Consider the following 8,856-nt stretch of genomic DNA (forward strand, 5'->3'; position numbering starts at 1 on the left):
GGAGAATAGAGATACTACTGTTAATCACTAATCACTAAACACTAACCACTAATCACTGATCCGCTCCGCTAAACTAAACTATTTATGACGAAGTACTCTAACCTGAATTATTTATATTGTTAAAGGAGTAATCACTTTGTTAGGAACTCCTGACAAAGTGATGCTTCTTTAACTCCTCTAACCCCTAAAGTATGCGTAATGCAGACTAAAAAAAGCACTATTATGAAATATCCGATTATAGCAATCATCCTGCTTCTCTTCTGCACAACGGAGAGTAGCGCCCGAAAGAAAGTAACCCCGAGTGACAGGGAGCAATGGGTAGAATTGTGCTACCGCATTGCCGCCCCCGTGCTGGAGAATATGAGCCGCGGCGAACTGCAAAAGAACATGACGTTAGAGCTTAGCCCTACATGGGACGGGCGCGACAAACGTGTAGCCTACATGGAAACATTCGGCAGACTGATGGCAGGCATATCCCCCTGGTTCAATCTGCCTGACGATAACACCCCGGAAGGAAAGCTACGCAAACAACTACACGAATGGGCATTGCTTTCTTACAAGAATGCCGTAGATCCCGAAAGCCCCGATTTGCTGGGATGGGAAAGTACTTCTACCCAACGGCTGGTGGATGCCGCTTATCTGGCGGAAAGTTTTCTGCGTGCCCCAAAAGTTACCTGGGAACTGTTGGATACTGTAACACAACGGCGATACATTGAACGTTTCAAGGCATTGAGAACAGTACGCCCTGCTTATAACAACTGGCTTCTGTTCCGTGGAATGATTGAAGCCTTCCTGATGTTCGCCGGTGAAAAGGCAGATGAATATGCCCTCACTGTAGCAATCAACAAGATAAACGAATGGTATGCAGGCGACGGCTGGTACAACGACGGGCCGGAGTTTTCCGTTGACTATTACAACTCTTTCGTCATTCATCCCATGTATGTGGAGATACTGGAAGTACTGGCTGAGAAACGTCTCAGGTTTCCCGTAAGCACCGGTCTTGCCATCAAACGCATGCAACGCTTCAACACATTCCTCGAACGCCTCATCTCTCCCGAAGGGACTTATCCTGCTTTCGGACGCTCCATTGTTTATCGCTTGGGCGCTTTCCAGTCGTTGGCGCTGTCTGCGTGGAAATACGGTTTGCCCGAGGGAATAAGCAACGGGCAGGTACGTGCCGCGCTTACTGCCGTAATGAACAACATGTTTAAGGTAGAGGGCAACTTTAATGAAGAGGGATTCCTGCAACTGGGTTTCGCCGGGCATCAGCCGGAGCTTGCCAACTATTATACCAATAATGGAAGCCTTTACATGACTTCCCTCGTTTTCATGCCGCTGGGGCTTCCGGCAGAACATCCTTTCTGGGCAGACCCGGCAGAACCGTGGACTTCACAGAAAGCATGGAGCGGGAAACCGTTTGCGCGGGATGACCATCAGTCACTCCGGAGATGAGGTTGGCAATATGTAATCCCAGTGCAATAGATGTTGGCAAAAAGATAGCTAAAGCTCCTTTTTGCTAACTCTCCTTTCTGTTAGGAGAGGGGGAAATAGAAACTACAGATATGAGGTTTTGAATATATATGCGGATATTCTGTATAAATCGTGAGTGATATACACCAGCCTTCGGGCGGAAATATCGCATTCTAAGGCATACAGAAAATACAAAATGACATTATGATAAACGCGAGTACACTAATCAACGGTTATCCTGCTTCCGTATCCGTATCCTCTTCCGTATCCGTTCCCTCTTCCTTTTCCTTTGGTAACAATCGGGGGGATATCCTCTTCTTGGGTGTCAGGCTCATGCTGCGCAATTGTTCAGCTTGTCTCAGCACGCTTCCGTTACCTTCGGAAAGTTGGTTGCACGCCTTTTCATAGTCTCCTCGTAATCCTTTGAGACTGTCGCCGATATGAAGGAATGTATCTGTGAATCCGGCGATTTTTTCGTAAAGCAATGTGCCGCGCCTGATAATATCCTGCACGTTCTTTACTTGGTTCTCCCGTTTCCAGAGGTCGAGAGAAAGGCGGAGCGCGCTAATCAAATTTGTGGGACTCATTAGCACCACTTTCTTGTTGTAGGCGTATTCCCATAAGTTGGAGTCACCCTTAATGGCAGTCAGATAAGCAGCCTCGGTAGGGACGAACATCATGACGAAGTCCGGCGCTTTGGCATCGTAATGCGAATAGTCTTTCCGGCTGAGTTCGTCAACATGTGCCCGTACGGATTGCAGATGCGCTTTTAACCAGTGTGTCTCTTCATCTTTGTTTTCAGCAGAAGTATAAGCTGCGTAGGCGGTAAGTGAGACCTTGGAGTCGATAATCATTTCCCGTTCATCGGGGTATCTTATGATGATATCCGGCTGCATCTTCTGGCCGCTTTCTTCGTTGGTGAGCGCTTCGCCCTGTTCGTCTTTCATGAACTCCTGGCGAAAATAATGTTCACCTTCTATCAGTCCGGAGGCTTGCAGTAACCGTTCCAATACCATTTCTCCCCAGTTGCCTTGCATCTTCGAGTCGCCTTTCAGCGCACGGGTCAGGTTGTTGGCGTCTTCGCTGATGCGATTATTCAGTTCTACCAAGTCCTTGATACGTTCCTCCAGCGAAAAGCGTTGTTTGGATTCCTTGTCGTAAACCTGCTCCACCTTCTCGCGGAAATCTTTCAGGTTGTCTCCCAACGGACGGAGCAGGTTGTTGAGGTGTTCGGAGTTGAGCTTGGTGAAATCTTCCGTTTTACTTTGGAAGATACGGTTGGAGAGGTTCTCGAATTCCGTGTTCATGCGCTTGTGCAGGGCTTCGGCTTCTTTTATTTGTTGTTCCAGACGCTCTTTCCACAGTTCCCGTTGTTCCGATAATCTTGTGTTGAAAGCTCTCTCCTGTTCGGCGAGACGTTCCGTAAACAGCCTTTCCTGTTCAGCGATCCGTTCATTGTAGTGCTTCTCCTGCGAGGCAATCCATTCTTCTGCCGTTTGTTTCAGGAGGGTTTCACGTTCACGGGCTATTTGTTTCTGCATAAAGTAACCGGTTGCGATACCCGCTAAAACTCCAATTACCGCCAGCCATGCAATTTCCATACTTATTCCGTTAAATTTTTGTTTCCGTTTCCTGTTATCAGAATCATTGTTTCCACTTCTTTTATATGTAGAACAAAAGTACGGATAATATTGCTACCTGTTCATACTTTTGCGAGAAAAACAATGAGTGGATGTCGCTGCCGGACAAAAATCAATTGAAATATGGATGTGTTTCGATATATTTTCGTATGTTTGCCCACAAATTATTATTAAAATAGAACTATTATGAAGACTTTGAATAACGTGAAACTATTGTTGCTATGTGTTTTAGCTATTGGGTTGATGTCTTGTGATGATGATCAGTCCCATATAGAATCCGTAATCGTTGGGCGTGCATGGACAGGAGATATTGGTATGAATGCTGATAACGATGAACCTCTTTTCAGTACATTCCGTTTTGATAAGGACGGATTTGGTGAAGAGCATCAGTACTATTTCTCGGATGGTGATTTCTATAAACGATTTAGATTCCAATGGATGTGGGAAAATGGCTACGATAATAATCTGATATTAGATTATGGCAGGGAAGGTATATCTTATATGGATAATGTCAGAGTAATAGGAGACGAACTGAAGGGCACGTTCTATTTGACGGATGATTCTCGTGGATATGACTTTGTACTGGAGATGGAATAAGGCTGTGCCGGAAGTAAAGTACACTTCAAAAAAATATTTCTCATTCGCAGATAATGCAAATGATGCAAATGGCACAGACAACGCAGGTAATGCAGATAGCGCAGATAATGCAAATAACACAGATAATGCAGGTAATGCAAATAACACAGATTGCACAGATTAGGTTTTAAATAAATCTGCGCAATCTGTGTCATCTGCGGATGAAAGATAGTAAGTTTAGCCTTATTCTACTTTATTCACTTTCTCTTGTTTCTTTAAAAACAGCTTCTTGAAATCACCCGGATAAGGTGTCTCAAAACGCATTAACTCTCCCGTCACCGGATGATAAAAGCAGAGTTTGAAAGCGTGCAGTGCTAAACGTCCTATAGGATTCACCTCTTCCATACCATATCGACCGTCGCCGATGATTGGGTGTCCCAAGTCTTGCATGTGTACGCGTATTTGATTCCTGCGTCCGGTTTCAAGGTTCAGTTCTACGAGCGAATATCCATTGGCGCGTTTAATGGTGCGATAGTGGGTTATTGATTTTTGTCCTCCGTCGTCCGTAGGGCTGGAATAGACATAGAGAGTACGGTCGGTGAGCCAGGATGTTATACAGCCGGCATTCTTTTCCATTTCTCCGGTTACTACCGCCACATAACGACGGTCGGTTACAATATCATGCCAGTTATCCCGCAAGGTGTACTGTGTTTTTTCATCTTTGGCAAACATCATTAATCCTGAGGTATCCCGGTCAAGGCGATGCACGATATAAACCCCGTTATTTCGTCCGGAACGTTTCACATACTCGCTTAGGATGTGATATGCGGTACGCTCTTTCTGGCGGTCTGTACTAACGGAGAGCAAACCTTGCATTTTCTCTATAACAATAATATAAGCATCTTCATAGACAATCTTCAAGAGGTGGCTATGAAACTCTTTATTACCCTTTTCCCGGCTGATTTGTACCTTCATACCCGGTTTCAGCGGGAAATTATATTGAGTGGTGATTACATTATCTACGAATACAATCCGTTTGCTGAGTAGTGATTTTAACTTTGTGCGGCTGGCCTGCGGCATTTGGGAAGACAGGAAATCCATGAGTTCCATTGCCTCTTTTACGATATAGTCTGTATATTGGGCGCGCGCTCTCGCTATTAATTTTTCTCTTGCCACGTTGGTTAGTGATTAGTTGGTTAGTGATTAGTTTTTGTTTCTTAATTCCAGAAGCACTACGTTCTCTACGTGGTGGGTGTGCGGAAACATGTCTACCGGTTGCACTGCTTTTACCTCATATTTTATGTCGAGCAGTTGCAAATCTCTTGCTTGTGTGGCAGGATTACAACTAACGTACACAATACGTTTGGGTTCGGCAAACAAGATTACGTCTACTACATCCTGATGCATGCCTGCACGCGGCGGGTCGGTAATGATAACATCCGGGCGACCGTATTGATTAATGAAATCCTGCGTCAGCATATCTTTCATGTCTCCGGCAAAGAACAGGGCATTCCCGATATTATTAATCTGCGCATTTACTTTGGCGTCTTCAATAGCCTCGGGAACATATTCGATTCCGATAACTTGCCGGGCTTGCCGGGAAACGAAGTTAGCGATGGTTCCTGTTCCGGTATAGAGGTCGTACACCAGTTCTTCCCCGGTTAGTCCGGCAAAGTCACGCGCTATCTTATATAAATTGTATGCCTGTTCGGAGTTAGTCTGGTAGAATGACTTGGGGCCAATCTTAAAACGTAATCCCTCCATCTTCTCAAAAATGTGGTCTTTACCTTTAAATGTATATACGTCGAGGTCTGTAATAGTGTCGTTACACTTGTTATTGATAATGTATAAGAGTGAAGTAATCTCAGGGAAAGTGTCGGCTACATATTGAAGGAGTTGCTTGAACAAGTCCAGTTCTTCATCTTTCTCTATTTTGGAGATGAGAATAACCATTAATTCGCCGGTGGTAGAAGTACGTACAATCATATTGCGTAGCATACCTTCCTGCGTACGCAAGTTGATGAATGAATAGTTATGCTCGTAAGCATAATCACGCGCGGCATTACGGATACGGTTGGAAATATCATCCTGAAGCCAGCATTTCTCTATGGCCAGTACCTTATCGAAAGCATTGGAAATGTGAAAACCTACGGCATTCATCTGCTCGTATATTACGTTCTGTTTTACTTCTTCTTCCGTCAACCAACGCTTGTTGGAAAAAGTGTATTCCAGCTTATTCCTGTAAAACTGAATCTTTTCTGAACCTAAAATGGGCGATATTTCCGGAAGATCTATTTTCCCGATGCGGGTAAGATTGTCCGTTACTTGTTTCTGTTTATATCTGATTTGTTCGGAATAGGGGAGAATTTGCCATTTGCAGCCACCGCAAACTCCATAGTGTTGGCAAAATGGGACAGCTCTTTCGTGCGAATATTCGTGGAATTTCACTGCTACGGCTTCTGCATAATGGTTCTTTTTTCTCTTAATTTGCAGGTCTGCTACATCTCCGGGAACAACATAAGGTACGAAAATTACCAAATCATTGACCTTTGCAATGGCTTTTCCTTCGGCAGCCACATCCGTTATTGTCACCCTCTCCAGCAGAGGAAGGTCTTTTTTCTTTCTTGCCACTTCTACACCAATCTAATAAATTATTCGGCAAAAGTAGGCATTTTTTTTGGAATTCTCTCTATGAAGTGAGATATTAAAGATTGCAATGTCGAAATTGCATTTTGATATAAAGTTTTCTATTATAAAGTTTTAATAGTATGCGGAATATACTTAGCTTTGCGGATAGAAAAATAACAATTTAAACAATATAAGTTATTATTATGGACAAAAAAAGAGTTTATACCTTTGGTAACGGTCAGGCGGAGGGAAAGGCCGATATGAAAAATCTATTGGGAGGTAAAGGTGCCAATCTTGCCGAAATGAACCTGATTGGGGTTCCGGTTCCTCCCGGTTTTACGATTACGACAGACGTTTGTACCGAATATTACGAGATGGGGCAGGATAAGGTGGTTGCTCTGTTGAAAGGTGAAGTGGAAAATGCCATTGCACATGTAGAAACCCTGATGCGTTCTAAATTCGGAGATGTTGAAAACCCCTTGTTAGTGTCTGTACGTTCGGGAGCGCGCGCTTCCATGCCGGGTATGATGGATACTATTCTCAACCTGGGTTTAAATGATGAAGTTGTAGAAGGCTTGACGCGCAGAACAGGTAATGCTCGCTTTGCATGGGACTCATATCGCCGTTTCGTCCAGATGTATGGTGATGTCGTATTAGGCATGAAACCGACAAATAAAGAAGATCTCGATCCGTTTGAAGCTATCATTGAGGAAGTGAAGCATGCAAAAGGCGTGAAACTGGATAATGAACTGGAAGTTGAAGACCTTAAGAACCTGGTGAAGAAATTCAAGGCTGCCGTTAAGGAACAGACAGGTAAGGATTTCCCTACTTCTGCTTACGAGCAATTATGGGGAGCTGTTTGTGCGGTATTTAATTCCTGGATGAACGAGCGCGCCATTCTTTATCGTAAGATGGAAAGTATTCCTGATGAATGGGGTACTGCGGTAAGCGTACAGGCGATGGTATTTGGTAATATGGGTGAAACTTCCGCTACAGGTGTTTGCTTCAGCCGTGATGCCGGTACCGGAGAAGATTTGTTCAATGGCGAGTATTTAATCAATGCGCAAGGTGAAGACGTTGTGGCAGGTATCCGTACTCCGCAACAAATTACGAAGATCGGTTCGCAACGTTGGGCCGAACTGGCATGTGTCAGTGAAGAAGAACGTGCGGCTAAATATCCGTCTATGGAAGAGGCCATGCCTGAAATTTATAAAGAATTGGATGCTATCCAGACAAAACTGGAAAACCATTATAGGGATATGCAGGACATGGAGTTCACCGTTCAGGATGGTAAACTTTGGTTCCTCCAGACACGTAACGGTAAACGTACCGGTGCAGCGATGGTGAAGATTGCCGTTGATCTGCTTCATCAAGGTATGATTGATGAAAAAACTGCGTTGATGCGTTGCGAACCTAACAAGCTGGATGAATTACTCCATCCGGTGTTTGATAAGGCTGCGTTGAAGCAGGCTAAGGTGTTGACTCGTGGTCTTCCCGCATCTCCGGGCGCTGCTACGGGACAAATCGTATTCTTTGCAGACGATGCTGCCGAATGGTATGCTTCCGGTAAGCGCATAGTGATGGTTCGTATTGAAACTTCTCCTGAGGATTTGGCAGGTATGGCAGTTGCGGAAGGTATTCTTACCGCTCGTGGCGGTATGACTTCACATGCTGCTGTGGTTGCCCGCGGTATGGGTAAGTGTTGTGTTTCCGGTGCCGGTGCGTTGAATATTGATTATAAAGCCCGCACTGTAGAAATAGATGGTGTTCTATTAAAAGAAGGCGATTACATCTCATTGAACGGTAGCACGGGCGAAGTTTTTAAAGGACAGGTAGACACAAGGGCCGCCGAACTTTCAGGTGACTTTGCGGAATTGATGGAACTGGCCGATAAATATACGAAGTTGCAGGTACGTACTAATGCGGATACTCCTCATGATGCTGAAGTTGCACGTAACTTTGGCGCTGTAGGTATTGGTCTTTGCCGTACGGAACACATGTTCTTCGAAGGTGAAAAAATTAAGGCTATGCGTGAAATGATTCTTGCGGAAAATGCCGAAGGACGTCGCAAAGCATTGGCTAAGATATTACCTTATCAGCAGGACGACTTCAAGGGTATCTTTAAAGCAATGGAAGGTTACCCTGTAACCGTTCGTCTGCTCGATCCTCCTTTGCACGAATTTGTTCCCCACGATTTGAAAGGACAGCAGGAAATGGCGGATACTATGGGTGTTAGCCTGCAATATATCCAACAACGCGTAGAATCGCTTTGTGAGCATAATCCTATGTTGGGACACCGTGGCTGTCGCTTGGGTAACACTTATCCGGAAATTACCCAGATGCAAACACGTGCCATCTTAGGCGCTGCTTTGGAACTGAAAAAAGAAGGTGTAGAAACCCATCCGGAAATTATGGTTCCGTTGACCGGTATTTTATATGAGTTCAAGGAACAGGAAAAGGTAATTCGCGAAGAAGCAGTCAAGCTGTTTGCCGAAATAGGTGACAGTATTGATTTCAAAGTGGGTACGATGATTGAAATTCC

The 8,856-nt window shown here is 44.6% G+C and carries 6 protein-coding genes; 3 read left to right on the plus strand and 3 right to left on the minus strand.

Going from position 1 to position 8,856, the window contains the following annotated elements; all coding sequences use genetic code 11:
* Nucleotides 1-222 precede the first annotated feature (222 nt).
* On the plus strand, nucleotides 223-1,452 hold the full coding sequence (locus B2Z67_RS14185; protein WP_291530494.1) for a DUF2264 domain-containing protein: 1,230 nt from the start codon (nucleotides 223-225) through the stop codon (nucleotides 1,450-1,452).
* 251 nt (nucleotides 1,453-1,703) lie between these two features.
* Here the strand turns inward: B2Z67_RS14185 and rmuC are convergent, their stop codons facing one another.
* Nucleotides 1,704-3,071, minus strand: coding sequence for a DNA recombination protein RmuC (gene rmuC / locus B2Z67_RS14190; RefSeq protein ID WP_291530495.1), 1,368 nt, complete (start codon nucleotides 3,069-3,071; stop codon nucleotides 1,704-1,706).
* A 225-nt stretch (nucleotides 3,072-3,296) separates the two neighbouring features.
* Between rmuC and B2Z67_RS14195 the strand changes: the two genes are divergently transcribed.
* Nucleotides 3,297-3,707 (plus strand): hypothetical protein, encoded by a 411-nt coding sequence (locus tag B2Z67_RS14195; protein WP_291530496.1) that lies wholly within the window; start codon nucleotides 3,297-3,299, stop codon nucleotides 3,705-3,707.
* Between the two features lie 222 nt (nucleotides 3,708-3,929).
* Here the strand turns inward: B2Z67_RS14195 and B2Z67_RS14200 are convergent, their stop codons facing one another.
* Together B2Z67_RS14200 and rlmD are read right to left on the minus strand one after the other, a co-directional pair.
* Nucleotides 3,930-4,862: an RluA family pseudouridine synthase gene (locus tag B2Z67_RS14200; RefSeq protein WP_291530497.1), complete on the minus strand. Its 933-nt coding sequence runs from the start codon at nucleotides 4,860-4,862 to the stop codon at nucleotides 3,930-3,932.
* A gap of 27 nt (nucleotides 4,863-4,889) precedes the next feature.
* Nucleotides 4,890-6,317 carry a 23S rRNA (uracil(1939)-C(5))-methyltransferase RlmD gene (gene rlmD / locus B2Z67_RS14205; RefSeq protein WP_291530498.1) on the minus strand — a complete coding sequence of 476 codons (1,428 nt, stop codon included), beginning with the start codon at nucleotides 6,315-6,317 and terminating at the stop codon, nucleotides 4,890-4,892.
* 200 nt (nucleotides 6,318-6,517) lie between these two features.
* On the opposite strand from rlmD, the gene ppdK reads away from it, so the two are divergent.
* On the plus strand, nucleotides 6,518-8,856 hold a 2,339-nt coding region (gene ppdK, locus B2Z67_RS14210), incomplete at its 3' end, for a pyruvate, phosphate dikinase (protein WP_291530502.1).

The sequence above is a fragment of the Bacteroides sp. UBA939 genome (assembly GCF_002293435.1).
Lineage (GTDB): Bacteria > Bacteroidota > Bacteroidia > Bacteroidales > Bacteroidaceae > Bacteroides.